Source organism: Streptomyces griseorubiginosus, assembly GCF_001514195.1.
Classification (GTDB): domain Bacteria; phylum Actinomycetota; class Actinomycetes; order Streptomycetales; family Streptomycetaceae; genus Streptomyces; species Streptomyces griseorubiginosus.
Genome location: NZ_KQ948736.1, coordinates 1,136,315 through 1,157,474 on the forward strand (window position 1 = coordinate 1,136,315; position 21,160 = coordinate 1,157,474).

A 21,160-nucleotide genomic window follows, 5' to 3' on the forward strand; every position below is an offset into this window, starting at 1 on the left:
CCGCGGCGCCCTGCGTGCTCCTACTTCACCAACTGGCCCCGCAGGCGGGGTGGGAGAGCAGCGGCACGGACGTCCGCTTCGCCGCCGCCCCTCTCCGCCCCGGACTCCGTCGCCCTCGGGAGTCGGATCGTGAACTCCGTTCGGCCCGGGGAGCTTTGGACGGTGATGTGGCCTCCGTGTGCTGCGGTGATCGCCAGCGCCAACGACAGGCCCAGACCCGAACCGCCCGCGCTCGCGTCCGACCGGGAGCGGGAGGTGTCCGCGCGGGTGAAGCGTTCGAAGACCGTGGGGAGGAGGGGCGGGGGGATACCGGGACCGTCGTCGCGGACGCTGATCACACAGTGGTCGTCGGAAGGTTCCACCGACGTGACGACCCTCGTTCCCACCGGCGTGTGCGTCCTCGCGTTGGACAGGAAGGCTGCCACCGCCCGCCGCAGGAGGGGCGCGTCTCCGGTCGCCAACGCCGCCGACCCCAAGGGAAGTTCGAGCTGCCAGTCGTGGCCGTTGTCCGCCGACCGCGCTTCCCACACCGCCTCCGCCACCAGTGCCGCCAGATCCACCCGCGCGGTCCGGAGCGGGTTGCCCTCGTCGAGGCGGGCGAGCAGGAGCAGGTCCTCCACCAGGGCCGTCATGCGTGCGGACTCGGCCGAGACGCGACGCCAGGCCAGCACCGGGTCGACGACGCCGGTGCCGCGGTTCACCAGCTCGGCGTATCCGGCGATCGAGGCGAGGGGCGTACGGAGTTCGTGGCTGGCGTCGGCCAGGAAGCGCCGCATGCGTTCCTCGCCGCTGCGCACCAACTCCTCGCTGTGCCGGACCCGTTCGAGGAGGTCATTGAGCGCGGCGCCCACCTGCCCGGCCTCACTGTCCGGGTCGGTGTCGGGCACGGGCACCCTGGTGAGGGTGTCGCCGGGTCCGAGCGGGGCCCGGGCGACCTCGGCCGCGGTGGCGGCGACCCGGCCGAGGGGGCGCAGTTGCCGTCGTACGACCACCGCGCACACGCAGCCGGCGACGGCGAGCCCGGTGGCCGCGACGGCGGACTCGACCAGCACCAGGTGCCCGAGCATGTTCTCCACGTCGGCCGTCGGCAGCCCGGTCAGGACCTGTACGCCGCCGCTGCGCAGCACGGTGACCCGGTAGGCGCCGAGACCCGGGAGGGTCCGGGTGTGCTGCGAGCCGTCGGCGCGCAGACCTGTCAGGGCGGCCTGCTGGGCCGGGTCGAGAGCCCGCGGCGGGGCGTCCTGCTTCACGACGGCCGCGGAAAGGACCTTCCCGTCACCGGACAGCCGGGCCGCCAGCATGCCCGACGGGTTTCCGTCGTTCCGGAGGAAGCCCAAGTAGGTGCTCGACGACGGGTGGAGGGCTGCGCCGCCGAGGCTGCGTTCGGCGGCGTTCACGACCCGGCCGTCGAACTCTCCCATGACGTAGGCGCGTTGGAACAACGCGGTGGCGAGGGCCGTCGCCCCGCAGACGACGACCAGGGTGGCGCCGACGAGGAGGAGCAGCCGGGTGCGCGTCGCGCGCGGGCGTCGTCGCGGCCGGGTCCTGGTGCCAGTCATGTACCGATCGTGTCCCGGTCCGCTGAGGGAACCCTGTGTTCCACCTGAGGGTGGGTGATGACCTGCGCATTCCGCTGCGGAAACGGCGAAAGGGCCGCACCCCCGGTGCCGGGGGTGCGGCCCTTTCGCGACGAACCGTTGTCCGCGAAGGACTACTTGCGGATCAGCGAGCGCAGCACGTACTGCATGATGCCGCCGTTGCGGTAGTAGTCGGCCTCACCGGGGGTGTCGATGCGGACGACCGCGTCGAACTCGACGCCCGTGTCGGTGGTGACCTTGACCGTGCGCGGCGTGGTGCCGTTGTTCAGCTCCTCGACACCGGTGAAGGAGAAGGTCTCCTCGCCGGTCAGGCCGAGCGTCGCGGCGGACTGGCCTTCGGGGAACTGGAGCGGCAGGACGCCCATGCCGATGAGGTTCGAGCGGTGGATGCGCTCGTACGACTCGGCGATGACGGCCTTGACGCCGAGGAGCGCGGTGCCCTTGGCGGCCCAGTCGCGGGACGAGCCGGAGCCGTACTCCTTGCCGGCCAGGATGGCCAGCGGGATGCCCTGCTCGATGTAGTTGCGGGAGGCGTCGTAGATGAACGACACCGGACCGCCGTCCTGGGTGAAGTCGCGGGTGTAGCCGCCCTCGGTGCCCGGCGCGATCTGGTTGCGCAGGCGGATGTTGGCGAACGTGCCGCGGATCATGACCTCGTGGTTGCCTCGGCGGGAGCCGTAGGAGTTGAAGTCACGACGCTCCACACCGTGCTCGGTGAGGTACTTGCCGGCCGGGGTGTCGGCCTTGATGGCACCGGCGGGCGAGATGTGGTCGGTGGTGACCGAGTCGCCCAGCTTGGCGAGGACCCGGGCGCCGGTGATGTCGCTGACCGGCGTGGTCTCCATCGTCATGCCCTCGAAGTACGGGGGCTTGCGGACGTAGGTCGACTCGGCGTCCCACTCGAAGGTGTTGCCGGTCGGGATCGGCAGCGCCTGCCACTGGGCGTCGCCCGCGAAGACGTCGGAGTAGGACTTGTTGAACATGTCCTCGCCGATGGCGTTCGCCACGACGTCGTTGACCTCGGCCTCGGAGGGCCAGATGTCCGCCAGGTAGACCGGCTTGCCCTCCTGGTCCACACCCAGCGCGTCCTTGGTGATGTCCACCTTCATGGAGCCCGCGATGGCGTACGCGACGACCAGCGGCGGGGAGGCCAGGTAGTTCATCTTGACGTCGGGGTTGATCCGGCCCTCGAAGTTCCGGTTGCCGGAGAGGACCGAGGTGACCGCGAGGTCGTGGTCGTTGACGGCCTTGGAGACCTCCTCCGGCAGCGGGCCGGAGTTGCCAATGCAGGTGGTGCAGCCGTAGCCGACGAGGTTGAAGCCGACCTTGTCGAGGTACGGGGTCAGGCCCGCCTTGTCGAAGTAGTCGGTGACGACCTTCGAGCCCGGGGCGAGGGTGGTCTTGACCCACGGCTTGCGGGTCAGGCCCTTCTCGACCGCCTTCTTGGCCACCAGCGCGGCGGCGACCATGACGTACGGGTTCGAGGTGTTGGTGCAGGAGGTGATCGCGGCGACCGTGACGGCACCGTGGTCGAGCTCGTACGTCGAGCCGTCGGGGGCGGTCACGGTGACCGGGTTGGACGGGACGCCGTTCGGGGCGACCGCGGGGGCGTCGGAGGCCGGGAAGGACTCCTTGCCCGCCTCGTCCACGGCGTCGACGTAGTTGAGGACGTCCGACTTGAACTGCTGGGCGGCGTTGGCGAGGACGATACGGTCCTGCGGGCGCTTCGGGCCGGCGATGGAGGGGACGACCGTGGAGAGGTCCAGCTCCAGCTTCTCGGAGAAGTCGGGCTCGGCCTTCGGGTCCAGCCAGAGGCCCTGCTCCTTGGCGTACGCCTCGACGAGCGCGAGCTGCTGCTCGGTGCGGCCGGTGAGCTTGAGGTACTTGATGGTCTCGTCGTCGATCGGGAAGATCGCGGCGGTCGAGCCGAACTCCGGCGACATGTTGCCGATGGTGGCGCGGTTCGCGAGGGAGGTGGCGGCGACGCCCTCGCCGTAGAACTCGACGAACTTGCCGACGACACCGTGCTTGCGGAGCATCTCGGTGATGGTCAGCACGAGGTCGGTGGCGGTGGTGCCGGGCTTGAGCTCACCGGTCAGCTTGAAGCCGACGACGCGCGGGATGAGCATGGAGACCGGCTGGCCGAGCATCGCGGCCTCGGCCTCGATGCCGCCGACGCCCCAGCCCAGCACACCGAGGCCGTTGACCATCGTGGTGTGCGAGTCGGTGCCGACGAGGGTGTCGGGGTACGCCTGGCCGTTGCGGACCATGACCGTGCGGGCCAGGTGCTCGATGTTCACCTGGTGGACGATCCCGGTGCCCGGCGGGACGACCTTGAAGTCGTCGAACGCGGTCTGGCCCCAGCGCAGGAACTGGTAGCGCTCGCGGTTGCGGCCGTACTCCAGCTCGACGTTCTGCGCGAACGCGTCGTGGGTGCCGAACTTGTCCGCGATGACGGAGTGGTCGATGACCAGCTCGGCCGGGGAGAGCGGGTTGACCTTGGCCGGGTCGCCGCCGAGCTCCTTGACGGCCTCACGCATGGTCGCGAGGTCCACGACACAGGGCACGCCGGTGAAGTCCTGCATGATCACGCGGGCCGGCGTGAACTGGATCTCCTGCGACGGCTGGGCCTGGGAGTCCCAGCTGCCGAGGGCGCGGATGTGGTCGGCGGTGATGTTCGCGCCGTCCTCGGTACGGAGCAGGTTCTCCAGGAGAACCTTGAGGCTGTACGGCAGGCGGGCCGAGCCCTCCACCTTGTCCAGCCGGAAGATCTCGTACGACTCGTCACCCACGCTCAGCGTGGCGCGGGCGTCGAAGCTGTTCGCCGACACGACAGTCTCCTTCATTTCTGTGCGCTTACCACCGCATCCTGCCGCCACGCCACCTTGGCCGATCCGCTAAGGTAAGGCTAAGTTAGGCATGCCTTACCGTCAGGTTCGACGGACGCGTGCTGCTGCGGTACGCCTCGGCAGATATCTCGATGTCGAGATAACTCTAGTACATGAGGCCGGGATGGTCATGCCCGGCCCCGCTGTGATGTCCTGACCGGCATGCCCGACGGACGAGAAACCGGGACGCCGGATGGGAACGGTCATGCCTGACGGATGGGAATGGGACCCGACCCTCTTCAAGGGAAGCGCGGTCCACTACACGCGCGGTCGGCTGCCGTACGCCCCGGGTCTCGCCGGGACGGTGGCCAGGGCCCTCGGACTGGACGGCCGGGGCCGGCTCCTCGACGTGGGCTGCGGGCCCGGCACGGTGCTGCTCGCGCTGGCGCGGTACTTCACGGAGGCGGTCGGCCTCGATCCCGACGAGGACATGCTGGCCGAGGCGGAACGGCAGGCCGGGCGGCGCGGGGTCACCAACGCGCGCTGGGTGCCCGGCCGTGCCGAGGACCTGCCGGCCGGCCTCGGGACGTTCCGGGCCGTGGTGTTCGCCCAGTCCTTCCACTGGACGGACCGCGACCGGGTCGCCACGACCGTGCGGGGGATGCTGGAGCCGGGCGGCGCGTTCGTCCACATCGCCGACGACAAGGACGCGCCGACCGCGACCACTCCCCTGCCGTGGCCCGCCTCCCCCTACGCGGAGATCGGCGAGCTGGTGCGCGGGTACCTCGGTCCGGTGCGCCGCGCCGGACAGGGCCGGCTCGTCCACGGCACCCCCGGCCGGGAGGACCTGGTCATGACACGGGCCGGCTTCGAGGAATTCGAACAGCGCGTCGTGCCCGCCGGGCAGGTCGTGGAGCGCGGCGTGAACGACCTGGTGGCGTGGACGTTCTCCCGCTCCGACTCGGCACCCCATCTGTTCGGCGACCGGCTGGCGGAGTTCGAGCGGGACCTGCGCGCCCTGTTGCGGAGCATCTCGCCGGACGGCCACTTCGCGGAACAGCTCCCGGCGACCCGGGTCATGATCTGGCGGCCACCGCGCGGCGAGGGGTGAGGCCCGCCGAAGGAGGCCGACCCGGGTGACGGCTGCCCTGGGTGACGGCCCGAGGGGTGACGAGCGCTGGGGGTGACGGTCCCCGGGGGCGACGGTCCCCGCGGACGACGGTCCCCGGGGGGCGACGACCGCCCCAACTCGCCCACAGGGACGGGGCGGTGCGAAACCTGGCAGCCATCTCTTCGCCGGGCCGGGGTATTCGAACGGCAACGACAGCACGCGCGACCTTCGACAGGAGGCCCCCATGCCGCTCACGTTCCGCAAGAGTTTCCGGATCCTTCCCGGAGTGCGGCTCAACATCAACCGGCGCTCTTGGTCCATCACGACCGGCGGCGGCAGCCACGGCCCGAAGCACACCCACAGCAGCACGGGACGCCGTACGACATCCATGGATCTGCCCGGACCTTTCGGATGGCGCCGGACCCGTACCGCCAAGCGCCACTGACGTCTCCTCGGATCCGCACGGGTCACTCACCCGAACGGACGCCCCGGAATGCGCAATCTCATATCTGAGATAGCCTCAACCCCATGGCAGACGACTACCTCGTACGCATCGGCAAGCTCATCCGTGACGCCCGGCAGCACCGGGGCTGGACACAGTCGCAGCTCGCGGAGGCGCTCGGCACCAGTCAGAGCGCCGTCAATCGCATCGAGCGCGGCAACCAGAACATCAGCCTTGAGATGATCGCCCGTATCGGTGAAGCACTGGACAGCGAGATCGTCTCTCTGGGCTACGCGGGCCCGATGCATCTGCGGGTGGTCGGCGGGCGCCGGCTGTCCGGTGCCATCGACGTCAAGACGAGCAAGAACGCGTGTGTGGCCCTGCTCTGCGCCTCGCTCCTCAACAAGGGGCGCACGGTGCTGCGCAGGGTCGCCCGCATCGAGGAGGTCTACCGCCTGCTGGAGGTGCTGGGCTCCATCGGCGTCCGCACCCGGTGGATCAACGACGGCGTCGACCTGGAGCTGGTCCCGCCGACCGAGCTGAACATGGCGTCGATCGACTCCGACGCCGCCGTGCGCACCCGCTCGATCATCATGTTCCTCGGCCCGCTGCTGCACCGCATGGACCGCTTCAAGCTGCCGTACGCCGGCGGCTGCGACCTCGGCACCCGGACCATCGAGCCGCACATGATCGCGCTGCGCCGGTTCGGTCTGGAGGTCGCGGCGACCGAGGGGCAGTACCACGCGCGGGTGGATCGGGCGGTCCGCCCGGACCGTCCGATCGTGCTGACCGAGCGCGGCGACACCGTGACGGAGAACGCGCTGCTCGCGGCCGCCCGCCACGACGGCGTCACCGTCATCCGCAACGCCTCCTCCAACTACATGGTCCAGGACCTGTGCTTCTTCCTGGAGGCGCTCGGCGTCCGGGTCGAGGGCATCGGCACCACCACGCTCACCGTGCACGGCGTGCCGCGCATCGACGTGGACGTCGACTACTCCCCTTCCGAGGACCCGGTCGAGGCGATGAGCCTGCTGGCCGCGGCGGTGGTCACGGAGTCGGAGCTGACGGTGCGCCGGGTGCCGATCGAGTTCCTGGAGATCGAGCTGGCGGTCCTGGAGGAGATGGGCCTCGACCACGACCGTACGCCGGAGTACTTCGCGGACAACGGCCGCACCCGCCTGGTCGACCTCACGGTCCGGCCCTCCAAGCTGGAGGCGCCGATCGACAAGATCCACCCGATGCCGTTCCCCGGCCTGAACATCGACAACGTCCCGTTCTTCGCGGCGATCGCGGCGGTCGCGCAGGGCCAGACTCTCATCCACGACTGGGTCTACGACAACCGCGCGATCTACCTCACCGACCTGAACCGCCTGGGCGGCCGCCTCCAACTCCTCGACCCGCACAGGGTCCTGGTCGAGGGCCCGACCCGCTGGCGCGCCGCCGAGATGATGTGCCCCCCTGCGCTGCGCCCCGCCGTGGTCGTCCTCCTGGCGATGATGGCGGCGGACGGCACGTCGGTGCTGCGCAACGTGTATGTCATCAACCGGGGTTACGAGGATCTGGCGGAGCGGTTGAACTCGGTGGGGGCGCAGATCGAGATCTTCCGGGACATCTGACCGCTCTTGCGCGGAGGTTGACGGTCGCTCGGCTACCAGGTGTGGGCCACGTCCACCACCAGTCGGTCGGGCAGGACCGTCACCCGGAACGGCAGCGTGGCGCGGACGCCGAGCCCGATGTGGGTCGCTCCGTCGTAGTGGCCTCCGAACTTCGCGTCCCGGAAGGTCCGGTAGCCGCGGAAGTCGAGTCCCGGCAGCGGATCGGCGAGCCTGACGTGGTACCGCGAGTCGTCGACCGGCGCGGTGAACTCGATCTCGATGATCGCCCCTCCCGCGACCGGGATGCCGGTCTGGGACGGGGGGTGGTTGAAGCCGGGGACGTACTGGACCCAGTACCCCGCCGGGTCGGCCGTCGTCATGCCCGGAAGGTCGAGCACCATCCGGTCGTAGCAGGTGTGTTGGCCGGCCCTGACATCCGTCAGGGAAGCGGCCATCGCCAACGACCCGGGCGCGGCCTTCGTGATGCTGCCCCAGCCCTTCTGGCAGGCCTCGGCCTGTGGCGCGGCGGCGACGGCAGGCGTGGCGCCTGCTCCCGTCAGGACCAGCGTCAGTGCTGCCAGCACGGTTGCCCAAGCTTTCATCTGTGAGCATCCCCTCTTGTCTGCGTGCACGGCGAATCCGTGCCATGTCAGACAAAGGGGGAGGCGCAACGGTTGGAGGCGATCAGGGTCCAGTTTCGGACATTCCTCTCGAATGTCAGGGGCCGTCAGCGCAGTCGGCGGGCTCGCAGCACCACGTCGTCGGTGTGGTGTGCGCCGGCCCCGCCGTCGGGGGCCGGCCGGGGTCGCTGTTCGTCCACCTCCAGCTCCCAGTCGTCGTCGAGCAGGGCGGCGACCATCGCGGGCCAGACGTACGCGGCCGGGTCGAACTCGCTGTCGTGCGGGTGCCCGGTGTCCATCCCCGCGTGGTGGACGAGCAGCAGTACGCCACCGGGCGCGACCGCCCCGAGCAGCGCCCGCTCGTTCGCGGCGTCGGAGGTGCGCGGCAGGGCCGGGTACTGCGCGGAGACCAGGTCGAAGGAGCCGGGCGGGAGTGCCGCCTCCGTCAGTTCCGCGTGGACCCAGTGGATGGTGACGCCGGCGTCGCGTGCGTGCCCCGCCGCCCGGTCCAGCGCCACTCCCGAGACCTCCAGCGCGGTCACGTCCCAGCCGCCGCGCGCGAGCCAGACGGCATCGGCGCCCTCGCCGCAGCCGACGTCGAGCACCCGCCCCGGCGTGAGCCCGGCGACCTCGGCCACGAGGGCACCGTTGGGCCGGCCGCTCCACAGCTGCGCCCGGTCGGCGTAGCGGTCGTCCCACTCCGCCCGTACGGCGGGGTCTCCGGCGTATCCGTCGGCGGTCGTCGTTCCTGCGTTGTCGCGAGTCATGGGCTCACCGTCGCCCCTCGCGTCCCGGTCGGGCCAGCGGCGTTGCCGTTCCGGCAAAACTTGCCCTGGTGCTCCGATGCCCCAGTGCCTCGGTGCCCCGGGGATCCGGCTCACGGGCGGCTCGTCGCTGTGGATCGCCTATCTTGGCGCCTATGCAGTCCTACACGATCGGCCAGGCCGCACGGCTGCTCGGCGTGAGCCCGGACACCGCGCGGCGGTGGGCGGACGCCGGGCGGGTTCCCACGCACCGGGACGAGGGCGGGCGTCGCCTCATCGACGGGAAGGACCTGGCCGCCTTCTCCGTGGAGCTCGCCAAGGGCGACGGCGGCGACGAGGAGATCTCCCACACCTCCGTCCGCAACGCCTTCCCCGGCATCGTCACCGCCGTGAAGCTCGGCGACGTCGCGGCGCAGGTGGAGATCCAGGCCGGCCCGCACCGGCTGGTGTCCCTGCTGACGCGGGAGGCCGTGGAGGAACTCGGCCTGGAGGTCGGTGTGGAGGCCACCGCGCGCGTGAAGTCGACCAACGTGCACATCGACCGCACCTGAACAGGCGGGGTCAGAGGGTGAGCAGTTCCTCGTGGAAGCCGCCGAACTCCCGCTCGCCGTCGATGAGATGGATCTCCAGGATCCAGTGGCAACGCCGTCCCGCCCTGTCCGTGCGGCGCAACGGGGTGTCGTTGGCGGGGGCGATGTACGACTCCACGTCGGCGCCCTCGATCCACTCGTGCGGGAACTCGCCGACCAGGTGACCGGCGTGCCAACCGCCCAGCTCCCAGCCGGACTCGGCGGCCAGCCGCGCCACTTCGGCGTACAGGCGCGCGCCGGTGATGTGCGGGTCGGACTCGAAGAAGCTCCGGCCGGCGGCGAAGATCCGCGGCAGGTCGGCGCGGAGGCGGTGCTTGTCCGGGTCGCCGCCGAGCACGAAGGTGCGGCCGAAGTCGGCCTCGTACTCCTCGAAGATCGGGCCGAAGTCGGCGAAGACGATGTCGTCCGCGCCGATCACCCGGTCCGGCGGGTTCTCCCGGTACGGCTTGAGGGTGTTCGGTCCCGATCGCACGACCCGCTTGTGCCAGTGCCGGGTGGTGCCGAACAGCTCGTTCGCCAGGTCCCGGACGCGGTCGCTGACCTCCCGCTCCCCCGCACCCGGCGCGATCAGCCCGCGCGCCCCGATCTCGGCGAAGAGCCGCTCGGCCTTCGCCTGGGCGTCCAGCAGCCTGGCCGCGCGCGTGGGTTCGTCGTCCGCCGTGGGGTCCGCCATGGGACGACCATAATCACCCGAACGGCCGTCCGGGCGAGGCGGGCCTGGCCGCGTGTTCCTAGCGTGGAGGCGGGCCGGGTGGCCGGGATCGCTACGGACCCGGCCGGGTGGGCGGGACCTTCCGGACCCGGCCGGGTGTACGTGACCTCACGACCCAGCCCGAGCCCGGCCGTCGGCTCGCTCGGAGGAGGAGACCATGACCACGGCTGCCCTCGGACGCGTCTCCGGCATACCGGCGGGTGCCTCGTGACCGCCGCGGACGCCACGCCCGTACTGCGGTGCGCCAGCCGGCAATCCGGGCCGCGGGACGGGGAGGAGTGCGGGGCCCGGGCCCGGTTCGAGATCTCCTGCCATGCCCGGCCCCCGCTGGTCGTATGTCCTCAACACCTGGGCCCCGCACTGCTGTTGGCCGACGGGGTGCTGTGGCCTCCGGAGATCAGACTCGTGCGGTGAGCGCGGCTGGACGGCTCTGACCGTCGGGGCCGGGCCGGCCGATTCTTCCCTGCCGGGCCCGGCCGTGCTCAGCTCTTCGTCAGGGTGATGTCCTGCTGCCCGGTCGCGTGGAAGCGCGGCATCGGCAGGCCGCCCTGGGGGCTCAGCTCCATGACGGTGGCCTCGACGTGGGCCGCGCCCGGCTCGAGGGAGCCCGGCGTGGGCTTGCCCGAGTTCTCCCAGACGTGCTCGACGCCGTCGCACACCGCGCGGGTGCCGCCGATGCCCTGCCGGACCGACGGGGAGCGCTGCCCCACGGAGGAGCTGACGAACACGGGGCCCGTGCCGCCGGTGCAGCGGTAGGTGCCGGAGAGCGTGACGGTGCCGTCCGCGGCGATACGGCCCACGGGGTCGACGGTGACGGACTCGTACGGGTCGGCGTGCGCGGGCAGCGCGGGGGCCACGAGCAGGAACAGCGCGGCACCGGCGGCGGCGAGAGCGGGACGGACGGACATGGGGATACCTCCCGGTCGAGTGGAACGGTCCTCCCACTGCTACCGGGAACACCCGCCGACCACCGTGATCGTCACTCCTTCGGTGGCGAGTCCGCATCGAGCGTCGTGGAACGGTCCGAGAGTTGTCCGCGTGTTGTCACGCTTCACGTCGGGCCGTTCCGATGAGTTCGCGGCGGGAGCATGGTCTACACATACGGATACGGACCCCATAGGGGCGGTCCCACCAATGTGGAGGTGCGCCATGTGCTCTCACCGGTCCTCGTGCCCTGCGTCCGACAGCACCGTCCCGCACGTCGTCGCCGCCCACCCCGAGCAGGGCTGGAACCTGCTGTGCAACGGGGCGATCGTCTTCGACGACACCGGGGAGCTGCTGCCCGACGGCCGCGTCGTCGCTCCGCACCGGGTACAGGTCGACCTCCTGACCGTCGCCGCCTGATCCGGTTCCCCGGCCGCGCGGATCTCCGGGCGGCGAGGATCTCCGGGCGGCCCCCGCGAGGCTAGGGCAGTACCGCGAACCCGTCGAGCTCCACCGCCGCCTGGTCGTCCCAGAGCCGTACGACCTCCACTACCGCCATGGCCGGGTAGTCCCGGCCCGCCGACTCACGCCAGATGCGGCCCAGTTCACGGGCATGGGCACGGTAGTCGGCGATGTCGGTGGCGTAGACGGTGACCCGGGCGAGGTCCGCCGGGGTTCCGCCCGCCGCCCTCAGCGCGGTCAGCAGATTCGCGAGCGCGCGCTCGAACTGCTCGGGCAGGGTCTTCCCCACCACCTTGCCGTCGGCGTTCAGGGCCGTCTGCCCCGCCAGGAAGACCACCCGCGACCCGGTGGCCACGACCGCGTGCGAGAAGCCGGTGGGCGGGGACAGCTCGGGCGGGTTGATGCGCTCGGCGCTCACGACAGCTCCACGTCGGCGTACAACTCCTTGGCGATGATGCCCCGTTGGACCTCGCTCGCCCCCTCGTAGATGCGTGGGGCGCGTACCTCCCGGTACAGGTGCTCCAGTAGGTGACCGCGCTGGAGGGCGCGGGCGCCGTGCAGTTGGACCGCGGTGTCCACGACGTACTGCGCGGTCTCGGTCGCGAGCAGTTTCGCCATCGCCGCCCGCTTGGGCACGTCCGGGGCGCCTTCGTCGTACGCCGTCGCCGCCGCGTACACCATCAGGCGGGCCGCGTCCGTGCGCAGGGCCATCTCGGCGACCGTGTGGGCGACGCTCTGAAGGTCCCTCAACTTGCCGCCGAAGGCGTCCCGTCGGGCGGTGTGCGCGAGGGTCGCCTCCAGTGCCGCCTGTGCCATGCCGACCGCGAAGGCGCCGACGCTGGGCCGGAAGAGGTTGAGCGTGCCCATCGCGACCCGGAACCCCCGGTCGACCTCGCCCAGGACGTCGTCGGCGCTCACCGGTACGGCGTCGAAGGCGAGGGCGCCGATGGGGTGCGGGGAGAGCATGTCGAGGGCGGTACCGGTGAGCCCCGGCCGGTCGGCGGGCACGAGGAAGGCGGTCACGCCCCGGGCACCGGCACCGGGCGTGGTCCGCGCGAAGACGGTGTAGAAGTCGGCCTCGGGCGCGTTGGAGATCCAGCACTTCTCACCGGTGAGCCGCCACCGGGAGGCCCCGTCGGGAACGGCGACCGGCCGAGCCGGCGCGCCGGCCGCCGAGCCCGGCTCCCGCCCCGCCGACGGTCCCGCCGCACCCCGCCGGACCGATTCCCACCCCGCCTGCGCCCCCTCCGCCCCCTCCGCACCCTGCCAGACCGACTCCCGCCCCGCCTGCGACCCAGGAGCCGCCGACTCCGACCCGGAACGCTGCGTCTCCGCCCGCGCTCCCGGAGCCTCCGAGTCGGCCCTCCCCCGCTCCCACCGCGCCGCACCCGACCCCTCCGCCGCCCCCCGCCCGACCGGCTCCCCCTCCGCCCGCAACCCCAACGCCGCCGCGTCCGACCCCGCCCCCGGCTCGCTCAGTGCGAACGCGGCCACCGCGCTGCCCTCGCTCACCGCCGGCAGCCAGCGTTCGCGCTGGGCCGGGGTGCCGTGGGCGTGGACGGGGTGGGCGCCCAGGCCCTGGAGGGCGAGGGCGGTCTCGGCCTCCGTGCAGGCCTGGGCGAGGGACTCCCGCATCAGGCAGAGATCCAGCGCACCGGAGGTGAACAGCCGCTCCAGCAGGCCGAGTCGGCCCAGTTCCGCGACCAGCGGTCGGTTCACCCGGCCGGGCTCGCCCTTCTCCGCGAGCGGGCGCAGCCGCTCCTCGGCGAGGGCGCGCAGCTCCGCGCAGCGGGCGGTCTGCGATGGTTCGAGCGAGAATGCGGGCATTGCCGGTCCCCTCTCTCGACAGGGCCCTACGACAGTATCGCGCGCCGTTGACTGTCGTCACCAACACGATACGCTCCTTGTGCGAGCCGCCATCGACGCCCACCGCGCATCGGCGCCACGCAGCACATCGGCGCCGACAGGACATCGGCGCCACGCAGCACAGCTCACCGCAGCCCACAAGGCAGGGGGCGACCCGCCATGAACGTCTCGGCCCACGTCGACACCTTCGCGCGCGACCACCTCCCGCCCCCCGACCAGTGGCCGGAGCTCCGCTTCGACCTGCCGGAGCTGCGCTACCCCGTTCGGCTGAACTGCGCCGCAGAACTGCTGACGGGTCAGCCCGACGACCGCCCCGTCTTCCACACCCCCGCCGGGCCCCCATGGACGTACGGCACACTCCGCGCCCGCGTGGACCGGCTCGCACACCTCCTCACCGGGGACCTCGGGGTCGTCCCCGGCAACCGCGTCCTGCTGCGCGGCCCGACCACGCCCTGGCTCGCGGCCTGCTGGCTGGCGGTCCTGAAGGCGGGCGCGGTCGCCGTGACCGTGCTGGCCCAGCAGCGGCCGCACGAGCTAGCCACGATGTGCGAGATCGCCCGCATAGAGCACGCCCTGTGCGACATACGCGCCGTCGACGACCTCGCCAAGGCCGAGATACCGGGTCTCAGGATCACGACGTACGGTGGCGACGCCCCCGACGACCTCCTGAACCGCGAGGCGCCCGGGACGCCGTACCGCCCCGTGGAGACGGCGGCCGACGACGTGGCGCTGATCGCCTTCACCTCGGGGACCACCGGACGGCCCAAGGGCTGTATGCACTTCCACCGGGATGTGCTCGCGATAGCCGACACCTTCTCCAAGCATGTGCTGCGCCCCCATGTGGACGATGTCTTCGCCGGCAGTCCCCCGCTCGGTTTCACCTTCGGGCTCGGCGGCCTGGTGATCTTCCCGATGCGCGCGGGCGCCAGTTCCCTCCTCCTGGAGCAGGCGGGCCCCAAGCAGCTGTTGCCGGCCGTCGCCGAGCACCGGGTGTCCGTGCTCTTCACCGCCCCGACCGCCTACCGGGCGATGCTGGACGAGCTGGACGCGTACGACGTCTCGTCCCTGCGTCGCTGTGTCTCCGCGGGCGAGAACCTCCCGGCGGCCACCTGGCATGCCTGGCGGGAGCGGACCGGGCTGGAGATCGTCAACGGCATCGGCGCCACCGAGCTGCTGCACATCTTCATCTCCGCGGCCGACGAGCACATCCGGGCCGGGACGACCGGGGTGCCCGTGCCCGGCTGGCACGCGCGCGTGGTCGACGAGACGGGCCGGGAGCGGCCCGACGGGGAGCCCGGGCTGCTCGCCGTGCGCGGTCCCGTGGGCTGTCGCTACCTCGCCGATCCACGGCAGCGCGAGTACGTGCGGGACGGCTGGAACATCACCGGGGACACATACATCCGGGAGAACGACGGGTACTTCCGCTATGTGGCGCGCGCGGACGACATGATCATCTCGGCCGGGTACAACATCGCGGGACCGGAGGTGGAGGACGCGCTCCTGCGGCATCCGGACGTGGTGGAGGCTGCCGTGGTGGGGCGGGCCGACGAGGGGCGCGGTCAGGTGGTCGTGGCGTACGTCGTCCTCAAGGAGGGCGCGGAGCGGGACGCCGAGGCGCTGCGCACGTTCGTCAAGGCCGAACTGGCGCCCTACAAATGCCCGCGCGAGATCGTCTTCATGGACGCGCTGCCGCGCACGGCGACCGGGAAACTCCAGCGGTTCCGGCTGCGCACCGATGGTGACCAGCAGTGATCCACACGACCTAAGATGATCAACGTGTCCGACCAGCATGCACCACGGTCTCTCATCGTCACGCTCTACGGCGCCTACGGCCGCTTCGTCCCGGGCCCCGTGCCCGTCGCCGAACTGATCCGGCTGCTCGCCGCGGTCGGCGTGGACGCCCCTTCCGTACGGTCCTCGGTGTCCCGGCTCAAGCGCCGCGGGCTGCTCCTTCCGGCCCGTACCGCACAGGGCGCGGCCGGCTACGAACTCTCCCCGGACGCCCGCCAGCTGCTCGACGACGGCGACCGGCGCATCTACGCCGTACGGCCCCCCGAGGACGAGGGCTGGGTCCTCGCCGTGTTCTCGGTGCCGGAGTCGGAACGGCAGAAGCGGCACGTGCTGCGCTCACGCCTGGCCGGACTCGGTTTCGGCACGGCGGCCCCCGGGGTGTGGATCGCCCCGGCCCGGCTGTACGAGGAGGCCCGGCACACCCTCCAGCGGCTGCGCCTCGACCCGTACGTGGACTTCTTCCGCGGCGAGCACCTCGGTTTCGCGGCGACCGTGGAGGCCGTCGCCCGCTGGTGGGACCTGGCCGAGATCGCCAAGGAGCACGAGGCGTTCCTGGACCGCCACGCGCCGGTGCTGCACGTCTGGGAGGAGCGGTCCGACACCCCTCCCGAGGAGGCCTACCGCGACTACCTCCTCGCCCTCGACTCCTGGCGCCGGCTCCCCTACGCCGACCCCGGCCTGCCCGCCCCGCTGCTCCCGGCGGACTGGCCGGGCGAGCGCGCGGCGGCGGTCTTCCGCGGGCTGCACGAACGGCTGCGGGACGCGGGGGCCGCGTTCGTGGGGTTGTGACCCCTGCCGCACCACGGGTTCCGGGGTGTCTCAAGTCCCCAGGGTGAGCCGGGGCTTGGGGGCGTCCGTGCGTCCGGTCTGCGGGCGCCGGCTGCCCGCTCGGTAGGGGTCGGGCCAGACGGCCCCCGGGCCGTCGTAGCCCTGTTCGGCGGCCGCGTGCAGCGTCCAGTGCGGGTCGTAGAGGTGCGGCCGGGCCAGCGCGCACAGGTCTGTACGCCCGGCTAGGATCAGCGAGTTGACGTCGTCCCACGAGGAGATCGCGCCGACGGCGATCACGGGGACGCCGATCTCGTGGCGGATCCGGTCGGCGTACGGCGTCTGGTAGGAACGCCCGTACTCCGGTCGCTCCTCGGCCACGACCTGCCCGGTGGACACGTCGATCGCGTCGACGCCGTGCGCGGCGAAGGCGCGGGCGATCTCCACGGCGTCCTCGGCCGTGGTGCCGCCCTCGGCCCAGTCGGTGGCGGAGATGCGCACGGTCATGGGCCGTTCCCGCGGCCACACCTCCCGGACGGCGTCGAAGACCTCCAGCGGGAACCGGAGGCGTCCGGCGAGCGTGCCGCCGTAACCGTCGGTGCGGCGGTTGGTCAGCGGGGACAGGAAGCTGGAGAGCAAGTAGCCGTGCGCGCAGTGCAGTTCGAGCAGGTCGAAGCCGGCGCGGTCGGCGCGGCGGGCGGCCGCGGTGAACTGCTCGCGGATCTCGGTCAGTTGGTTCGGGGTGAGCTCGCGCGGGATCTGGTTGGCGGCCTTGTACGGGATCGGCGACGGGCCCACGACGGGCCAGTTGCCCTCCGGCAAGGGTTCGTCGATGCCCTCCCACATCAGCTTGGTCGAACCCTTGCGGCCGCTGTGGCCGAGCTGCACACCGATCGCGGTGCCGGGCGACCGCGCGTGCACGAAGTCCGTGATCCGCTTCCAGGCCTCGGTCTGAGCGCCGTCGTAGAGGCCGGTGCAGCCGGGGGTGATCCGGCCCTCGGGCGAGACGCACACCATCTCGGTCATCACCAGTCCGGCGCCGCCGAGCGCCCGGGCCCCGAGGTGGACCAGGTGGAAGTCGCCGGGGAGGCCGTCGGTGGCGGAGTACATGTCCATCGGGGAGACGACGACCCGGTTGCGCAGGGTCAGTCCGCGCAGCCGGAACGGGGTGAACATCGGGGGCGTGCCGGGCTCGCAGCCGAACTCGCGCTCCACGGCGGCGGTGAAGCGGGCGTCGCGCAGCCGCAGGTTGTCGTGGGTGACACGGCGGCTGCGGGTGAGCAGGTTGAAGGCGAACTGGCGGGGCGGCTGGTCGAGGTACAGGGCGAGGTTCTCGAACCACTCCAGGCTGGCGAGGGCGGCCCGCTGCGTGGAGGCGACGACAGGTTTGCGCTCGGCCTCGTAGGCCGTCAACGCCCTTTCCACCGAGGGCTGTTCCTCCAGGCAGGCGGCCAGGGCGAGGGCGTCCTCGACGGCGAGCTTGGTGCCGGAGCCGATGGAGAAGTGGGCGGTGTGGGCCGCGTCGCCGAGGAGGACGACGTTGCCGTGGGACCAGCGCTCGTTGACCACCGTGCGGAAGGTGGTCCAGGTGGACTTGTTGGAGCGCAGAGGGCGGCCGCGGAGGGCTTCCTCGAAGATCTTGGCGCAGGTCTCCGTGGACTCCTGGGGCGTGGCTTCGTCGAAGCCGGCGGCCCTCCAGACCTCCTCGCGCATCTCGATGATCACGGTGGAGGCGTCGGACGCGTAGGGGTAGCCGTGCAGTTGCATCACGCCGTGCCCGGTCTCGGCGATCTCGAAGCGGAAGGCGTCGAAGGGGAAGTCGGCGGCGAGCCAGATGTAGCGGCAGTGGTGCGGGGTCACATGGGGGCGGAACACATGGGTGTGGGCCCCACGTGTGGTGCTGTTGACTCCGTCGGCGGCGATGACGAGGTCGTGCGTGCCTTCCAGGCCGGCGGGGGCCGTCGTCCGGAAGCGAAGATCCACGCCCAGGTCGCGGCAGCGGTTGTGCAGTACTTCGAGGAGTCGTCTGCGGCCGAGTGCGGCGAAACCGTGGCCACCGGAGGTGTGGCGGGTCCCTTTGTGGACGATGTCGATGTCGTCCCATCGGGTGAAGTGGTGCTGGAGGGCCTCGTAGACCTGTCGGTCCGCGTGTTCGATGCCGCCGAGGGTTTCGTCGGAGAGGACGACGCCGAAGCCGAAGGTGTCGTCGGGGGCGTTGCGTTCCCAGACGGTTATTTCGCGGCGCGGGTCGAGCCGCTTCAGCAGGGCCGCGGCGTAGAGGCCGCCTGGGCCGCCGCCGATGATCGCTACTCGTAGGGGGTGGCCTCGCTTGTTCGGCGGCTGCGGGTGTCTTGTGGCTGGTCGCGCAGTTCCCCGCGCCCCTTGGGGGGTTGAGCTCACCGTCCGCTCCATTTGGGAGGGCGCTTCTCCTTGAAAGCCGTGTGGAACTCTGTGTAGTCCTCGCCGTTCATCAGGAGGGCCTGGGTCGCAGCGTCCAGTTCCACCGAGGCCGACAGGGGCATGTCCAGCTCGGCCGTGAGCAGGGCCTTCGTCTGGGCGTACGCCAGTGCGGGGCCCTCTGCCAACCTGCGGGCCAGTTGCGCGGCCACCTGGTCTGCGCCGCCCTCCTCCGTCAGTTCGCTGATCAGGCCGATGCGCTCGGCCTCCGGTGCCCGGACGGGCTCACCCAGCATCAGGAGCCGGGTCGCGTGTCCCAGTCCGACCACCCTGGGCAGCAGATAGGCCGCGCCCATGTCTCCGCCGGACAGGCCGACCCTGGTGAACAGGAACGCGAACCGGGCGGTCGGGTCGGCCACCCGGAAGTCGGCGGCCAGCGCCAGGACGGCCCCCGCGCCCGCCGCCACGCCGTGCACCGCCGCGATCACCGGGAACGGGCACTCCCGTACGGCTCGCACCACCTGGCCGGTCATCCGGTTGAAGTCGAGGAGCTGGGCGGCGTCCATGGCGAGGGTGGCGCCGATGATCTCGTCGACATCGCCGCCGGAGCAGAAGCCGCGGCCCTCGCCGGCCAGGACCAGCGCCCTCACGGAACGCTCGCGGGACAGTTCGGCGAGGAGATCGCGCAGGTCGGCGTAGGCGCCGAAGGTGAGCGCGTTGAGTTTCTCGGGGCGGGCGAGGGTGACCGTGGCGACCCCGTCCGCCAGGTCGACGCGCAGGTGCCGCCAGTCGGGGGTGCGGGCGGCGGAGCCGGTGAAGGGACTCATGACGTGCGGCCTCCTCGGACGGTGGCGCGGACACGTGTCGAAGTTATCACTCATTCGTGACTGTCGTCACGAGGGCAATATAGAGATGTCACCGCTCGTGCATAGAGCGGTAACAGTGGGATCGCTCGCGCGAGGCAAGCCGTTGCTACGGGTAAGCCGCCTGCCGACGGGGCCGAAAGGTCCCGTACGGTGCCCGCCGGACGACCCTGCTCGCGGCGCCGTACCATTCATACGGTTGAAAGCAGGACAGCCTGCTCATGAACGGACCCGCCTTGCAAGATCGCCCCTCCGCCTCCGCCTCCTGGCGCATCGCGCTGCCGCATTCCGCCGCGGCCGTGCCCGTGGCGCGCGCCCTGGTCCGCACCGCGCTGACCGAGCTGGAGCACGGGGCGGACTGCGACACCGCGGAGCTGCTGACGGCCGAGCTGGTGGCGAACGCCGTGGAGCACACGGCCGGGGACACGCCCATAGAGCTCGTGGTCGAGCTGCTCCCCACGGGCTGCCAGGTGGAGGTGCACGACCCGGACCCGGCACCGCCGGGCCATCTGACCCAGCCGGACGTCAAGGACCCGGATCCCTGGCAGGAACACGGTCGCGGCCTGCTCCTGATCAGGGCGCTCAGCTCGTCCTGCGGCCACCGCCCGACCGAGACCGGCAAGGCGGTGTGGTTCCGGCTGGCGGTGGTCCCGCATCAGTGGAACCCGTTGTGACGGACCCCGCCCAGGGGTGACCGTGCGACCGGCTGCCGACCGCCGGCCGGCCTAGGCCAGGGTCGCGACCAGTACCGCCTTGATCGTGTGCAGCCTGTTCTCCGCCTCGTCGAAGACCACCGAGTGCGCCGACTCGAAGACCTCGTCCGTGACCTCCAGCGACTCCAGGCCGTGGGTCTCGAAGATCTCCTGGCCCACCTTGGTGCCGAGGTCGTGGAAGGCCGGGAGGCAGTGCAGGAACTTCACGTCCGCGTTCCCCGTGGCCCGCAGCACCTCCATGGTCACCGCGTAGGGCGCGAGCGCGGAGATCCGCTCGTCCCAGACCTCCTTGGGCTCCCCCATGGACACCCAGACGTCGGTGGCCACGAAGTCCGCCCCGCGGACGCCCTCCTCCAGCGACTCGGTGAGGGTGATCCGCGCCCCGCTGTCCACGGCGAGCGCGCGGGCCCGGTCGACGACGTCCTGCGCGGGCCAGTAGGTCTTGGGAGCGACGATCCGCACGTCCATGCCGAGCAGCGCGCCGGTGACCAGGTAGGAGTTCCCCATGTTGAACCGCGCGTCACCGAGGTAGGCGAAGGCGATCTCCCGCACCGGCTTGGCGGTGTGCTCGGTCATGGTCAGCACGTCGGCCAGCATCTGGGTGGGGTGCCAGTCGTCGGTGAGCCCGTTGTACACCGGCACCCCGGCGTACGCGGCGAGCTCCTCGACCTTGAGCTGGCTGTCCCCGCGGTACTCGATACCGTCGTACATACGACCGAGCACGCGCGCGGTGTCCCGCACGGACTCCTTGTGCCCGATCTGCGAGCCGGACGGGTCCAGGTACGTCGTGGACGCGCCCTGGTCCGCCGCGGCGACCTCGAACGCGCACCGCGTCCGCGTGGAGGTCTTCTCGAAGATCAGGGCGATGTTCTTCCCGCTCAGGCGGCGCGTCTCGGTCCCGGCCTTCTTGGCGGCCTTCAGCTCGGCGGCCAGCTCGACCAGGCCGAGGAGCTCCTCGGCCGTGAAGTCGAGCTCCTTGAGGAAGTGGCGCCCGGCGAGGGCGGTGGGGACGGTCGCCATGGGGACGCTCCGGAGGGACGAGAACAGGACTCTGGAAGTCTATACGATATTCAGCATTTCTATACAGTGAGCCTTTCCTTGCAGCCTCCTTGCAGTGAG

Annotated in this window: 19 protein-coding genes; 8 read left to right on the plus strand and 11 right to left on the minus strand. The window is 71.4% G+C overall.

Going from position 1 to position 21,160, the window contains the following annotated elements; genetic code table 11:
• Positions 1-20: 20 nt before the first annotated feature.
• Together AQJ54_RS17625 and acnA are read right to left on the minus strand one after the other, a co-directional pair.
• A complete protein-coding gene (locus AQJ54_RS17625; RefSeq protein WP_062238382.1) occupies positions 21-1,559 on the minus strand; it encodes an ATP-binding protein in 1,539 nt (512 codons plus the stop codon).
• A 152-nt stretch (positions 1,560-1,711) separates the two neighbouring features.
• Positions 1,712-4,429 carry an aconitate hydratase AcnA gene (gene acnA / locus AQJ54_RS17630; protein WP_062022874.1) on the minus strand — a complete coding sequence of 906 codons (2,718 nt, stop codon included), beginning with the start codon at positions 4,427-4,429 and terminating at the stop codon, positions 1,712-1,714.
• A 262-nt stretch (positions 4,430-4,691) separates the two neighbouring features.
• Between acnA and AQJ54_RS17635 the strand changes: the two genes are divergently transcribed.
• The 3 genes from AQJ54_RS17635 (at position 4,692) to AQJ54_RS17645 (ending at position 7,595) form a co-directional block, all read left to right on the plus strand.
• Complete coding sequence (locus tag AQJ54_RS17635; RefSeq protein WP_062238701.1) at positions 4,692-5,537, plus strand: class I SAM-dependent methyltransferase; 846 nt, start codon at positions 4,692-4,694, stop codon at positions 5,535-5,537.
• A 244-nt stretch (positions 5,538-5,781) separates the two neighbouring features.
• Complete coding sequence (locus AQJ54_RS17640; RefSeq protein ID WP_020133807.1) at positions 5,782-5,982, plus strand: DUF4236 domain-containing protein; 201 nt, start codon at positions 5,782-5,784, stop codon at positions 5,980-5,982.
• A gap of 83 nt (positions 5,983-6,065) precedes the next feature.
• Positions 6,066-7,595 carry a helix-turn-helix domain-containing protein gene (locus tag AQJ54_RS17645; protein ID WP_062238384.1) on the plus strand — a complete coding sequence of 510 codons (1,530 nt, stop codon included), beginning with the start codon at positions 6,066-6,068 and terminating at the stop codon, positions 7,593-7,595.
• Positions 7,596-7,627: 32 nt separating this feature from the next.
• On the opposite strand, the gene AQJ54_RS17650 is transcribed toward AQJ54_RS17645, so the two are convergent.
• Positions 7,628-8,176: an AMIN-like domain-containing (lipo)protein gene (locus AQJ54_RS17650; RefSeq protein WP_062238386.1), complete on the minus strand. Its 549-nt coding sequence runs from the start codon at positions 8,174-8,176 to the stop codon at positions 7,628-7,630.
• A 125-nt stretch (positions 8,177-8,301) separates the two neighbouring features.
• Positions 8,302-8,961, minus strand: a complete 660-nt coding sequence (locus AQJ54_RS17655; protein WP_062238388.1) for a class I SAM-dependent methyltransferase — start codon at positions 8,959-8,961, stop codon at positions 8,302-8,304.
• Between the two features lie 152 nt (positions 8,962-9,113).
• On the opposite strand from AQJ54_RS17655, the gene AQJ54_RS17660 reads away from it, so the two are divergent.
• Positions 9,114-9,509 carry a TOBE domain-containing protein gene (locus AQJ54_RS17660; RefSeq protein WP_062022362.1) on the plus strand — a complete coding sequence of 132 codons (396 nt, stop codon included), beginning with the start codon at positions 9,114-9,116 and terminating at the stop codon, positions 9,507-9,509.
• Positions 9,510-9,519: 10 nt separating this feature from the next.
• Here AQJ54_RS17660 and AQJ54_RS17665 read toward each other — a convergent pair whose 3' ends face one another.
• A complete protein-coding gene (locus tag AQJ54_RS17665; protein WP_062238390.1) occupies positions 9,520-10,221 on the minus strand; it encodes a M24 family metallopeptidase in 702 nt (233 codons plus the stop codon).
• Positions 10,222-10,742: 521 nt separating this feature from the next.
• A complete protein-coding gene (locus AQJ54_RS17670) occupies positions 10,743-11,168 on the minus strand; it encodes a DUF6299 family protein (RefSeq protein WP_062238392.1) in 426 nt (141 codons plus the stop codon).
• A gap of 241 nt (positions 11,169-11,409) precedes the next feature.
• On the opposite strand from AQJ54_RS17670, the gene AQJ54_RS17675 reads away from it, so the two are divergent.
• Positions 11,410-11,604 carry a DUF5999 family protein gene (locus tag AQJ54_RS17675; RefSeq protein WP_020133892.1) on the plus strand — a complete coding sequence of 65 codons (195 nt, stop codon included), beginning with the start codon at positions 11,410-11,412 and terminating at the stop codon, positions 11,602-11,604.
• Between the two features lie 61 nt (positions 11,605-11,665).
• On the opposite strand, the gene AQJ54_RS17680 is transcribed toward AQJ54_RS17675, so the two are convergent.
• Positions 11,666-12,064, minus strand: coding sequence for a RidA family protein (locus AQJ54_RS17680; protein ID WP_062238394.1), 399 nt, complete (start codon positions 12,062-12,064; stop codon positions 11,666-11,668).
• Positions 12,061-13,473, minus strand: coding sequence for an acyl-CoA dehydrogenase family protein (locus AQJ54_RS17685; protein WP_062238396.1), 1,413 nt, complete (start codon positions 13,471-13,473; stop codon positions 12,061-12,063). The genes AQJ54_RS17680 and AQJ54_RS17685 overlap by 4 nt, the downstream gene beginning before the upstream one ends.
• A 198-nt stretch (positions 13,474-13,671) precedes the next feature.
• On the opposite strand from AQJ54_RS17685, the gene AQJ54_RS17690 reads away from it, so the two are divergent.
• Both AQJ54_RS17690 and AQJ54_RS17695 read left to right on the plus strand, forming a co-directional pair.
• On the plus strand, positions 13,672-15,264 hold the full coding sequence (locus AQJ54_RS17690) for an AMP-binding protein (RefSeq protein ID WP_062238398.1): 1,593 nt from the start codon (positions 13,672-13,674) through the stop codon (positions 15,262-15,264).
• A 15-nt stretch (positions 15,265-15,279) separates the two neighbouring features.
• A complete protein-coding gene (locus tag AQJ54_RS17695; protein WP_062238399.1) occupies positions 15,280-16,092 on the plus strand; it encodes a PaaX family transcriptional regulator in 813 nt (270 codons plus the stop codon).
• A gap of 30 nt (positions 16,093-16,122) precedes the next feature.
• Here the strand turns inward: AQJ54_RS17695 and AQJ54_RS17700 are convergent, their stop codons facing one another.
• Both AQJ54_RS17700 and AQJ54_RS17705 read right to left on the minus strand, forming a co-directional pair.
• Complete coding sequence (locus AQJ54_RS17700; RefSeq protein WP_062238401.1) at positions 16,123-18,480, minus strand: bifunctional salicylyl-CoA 5-hydroxylase/oxidoreductase; 2,358 nt, start codon at positions 18,478-18,480, stop codon at positions 16,123-16,125.
• Positions 18,465-19,292, minus strand: a complete 828-nt coding sequence (locus tag AQJ54_RS17705) for an enoyl-CoA hydratase family protein (protein ID WP_062238403.1) — start codon at positions 19,290-19,292, stop codon at positions 18,465-18,467. The genes AQJ54_RS17700 and AQJ54_RS17705 overlap by 16 nt, the downstream gene beginning before the upstream one ends.
• A gap of 257 nt (positions 19,293-19,549) precedes the next feature.
• Here AQJ54_RS17705 and AQJ54_RS17710 point away from each other — a divergent pair, with 257 nt between their 5' ends.
• Positions 19,550-20,002: an ATP-binding protein gene (locus AQJ54_RS17710; RefSeq protein ID WP_062238405.1), complete on the plus strand. Its 453-nt coding sequence runs from the start codon at positions 19,550-19,552 to the stop codon at positions 20,000-20,002.
• A 51-nt stretch (positions 20,003-20,053) separates the two neighbouring features.
• On the opposite strand, the gene argF is transcribed toward AQJ54_RS17710, so the two are convergent.
• Complete coding sequence (argF, locus tag AQJ54_RS17715; RefSeq protein ID WP_062238407.1) at positions 20,054-21,061, minus strand: ornithine carbamoyltransferase; 1,008 nt, start codon at positions 21,059-21,061, stop codon at positions 20,054-20,056.
• Positions 21,062-21,160 lie beyond the last annotated feature (99 nt).